The 1,701-nt window shown below is 75.8% G+C and carries 2 protein-coding genes; one reads left to right on the top strand and one right to left on the bottom strand.

All coding sequences use genetic code 11. The features are described from left to right. Positions 1 to 614 (bottom strand): TetR/AcrR family transcriptional regulator (locus ADY01_RS35445; protein ID WP_049580977.1); only part of this gene is annotated, 614 nt, incomplete at its 3' end. Between the two features lie 107 nt (positions 615 to 721). Between ADY01_RS35445 and ADY01_RS35440 the strand changes: the two genes are divergently transcribed. Then, positions 722 to 1,701, top strand: a 980-nt coding sequence (locus ADY01_RS35440) for a hypothetical protein (protein ID WP_053171561.1), incomplete at its 3' end; no start/stop codon positions are given.

Below are 1,701 nucleotides of genomic sequence, written 5' to 3'. Positions count from 1 at the left end.
GGGTGGGAGGGGGGGGGGGGGTGGGAGGGGGAGATGGACATGAGCCCGCGCAGCCCCGCCCTCACCACGTCGAAGTCGAGGTGGCCCAGCAGGGCGCGTTGCAGGATGAACCCCTGCGCGCAGGCCGCCAGCACCCGGCCCACGGCCTCGGGCTCCACGTCGCGGGACATCATCCCCTTCTCCTGGTAGGCGACGACGACCCGGCTCCAGGCCCCGATGAGGCTGCCGAGCAGGTCCCGCAGGACCTCGGCCAGCTTCTCGTCGCGGAAGGCCTCGGCCCACACCTGCACCACCAGCGGCGGGGGGAACCCGAGCACCGACTCCACCCGCTCCAGCGCGTCGGCCAGGATCTCGTCGGGGAACGGGACGCGCGGCGAGCTCAGGGCGTCGTCGAACGCGCCCCTGACCGTGTCGAGCACCCCGCCCGCCAGGTCGGCGATGATCGCCTCCTTGCTCGGGAAGTACCGGTAGACCGCGCCCGAGGACAGGCCGGTCTCCTTGAACACGTCCTGCATGGACGTGCCGTGGAAGCCGTTCCTGGCGAAGCAGCGGGCGGCGCCCTGACGGATCTGGCGCCGTCGGGCCTCAAGGTGCTCGGGTGATACGCGGGCCATGCGGGGATCGTAAAACGAACGTTCCTTCTTGACAATCGCACGGCCCCGGGTTCACGGTGTGGACATAGGAAAACGAACGATCCTTCTTTTTAGGAGATGGGGCACGCATGCCATCGCCCTTCCCCCCGTCCGCGCCGTCGCCCTCGTACGCGCCCTCGTCCGCGCCGGGCCGCTCCGCGCTGCTGGTGGCGCTGCTGGTGCCCGCGGTCGTGGCGTTCGCCCTGTGGGCCTTCGCCTGGCCCGCGGCCAGGACCGCGCCCGACGGGCTGCCGGTCGGCGTCGCGGGACCGGCCGCCGCCGCCGAGCGGGTCGCCGGTCAGCTGCGCGCCCAGGACGGCGCGTTCGAGGTGCGTGTGTACGAGGACGAGGCGGCGGCCCGCGGGGCGATCGAGGACCGCGAGGTCTACGGCGCGTTCCTGGTCGGCCGCGGCGAGTCGTCCGAGGTGCTGACCGCGAGCGCGGGCGGCGCGTCGGTGGCGCAGCTGCTCGCCGACCTCGGCGCGCGGCAGGCACCCGAGGGGGCGCGGGTCACCGTGACCGACGTGGTGCCCGCCCCGGCGGCCGACCCGCGCGGCGCCGCGTTCACCTCCGCCGTGCTGCCGCTGGCCCTCGCCGGGATCGCGACCGGCGCGGCGGCGACGGCCCTGGGGCTGCGGCGGGGCCGGGCCCTGCTGACGCTGATCGGTGCGGCGGCGCTGACCGGCGCGGTCGGCGCCGCGATCGCGCAGGGGTGGCTCGACGTGCTCGGCGGCACATGGCTCGCGGTGGCGGCGGTGCTGGCGCTCGTCGTGGCCGCCGGGGCGGCGACCGTCGCCGGGGCCGCCGCCAGACTCGGCCCGGCCGGTCTGGGCGTCGGGTCACTGGTCGTCATGCTGCTCGGGAACCCGTGGTCGGGCGCCGGGTCGGCGCCCGAGATGCTTCCCGAGCCGGTGGGCACGCTCGGCGCGTGGCTGCCGACGGGGGCGGGGGCGACGCTGCTCCGCTCGGTCGCGTTCTTCGACGGGGCGGCGGTCGCGCAGCCGCTGGCCGTCCTGCTGGCGTGGACGGCCCTCGGCACGGCGGCCCTCCTCTTCCCCCGCCGCCGCAC

Source organism: Streptomyces sp. SBT349 (assembly GCF_001083795.1).
In the GTDB taxonomy this organism is placed as follows: domain Bacteria; phylum Actinomycetota; class Actinomycetes; order Streptomycetales; family Streptomycetaceae; genus Streptomyces.
The sequence above is the reverse complement of the archived record's forward strand: the minus strand, read 5'-3'. Positions and strand labels throughout refer to the sequence as shown.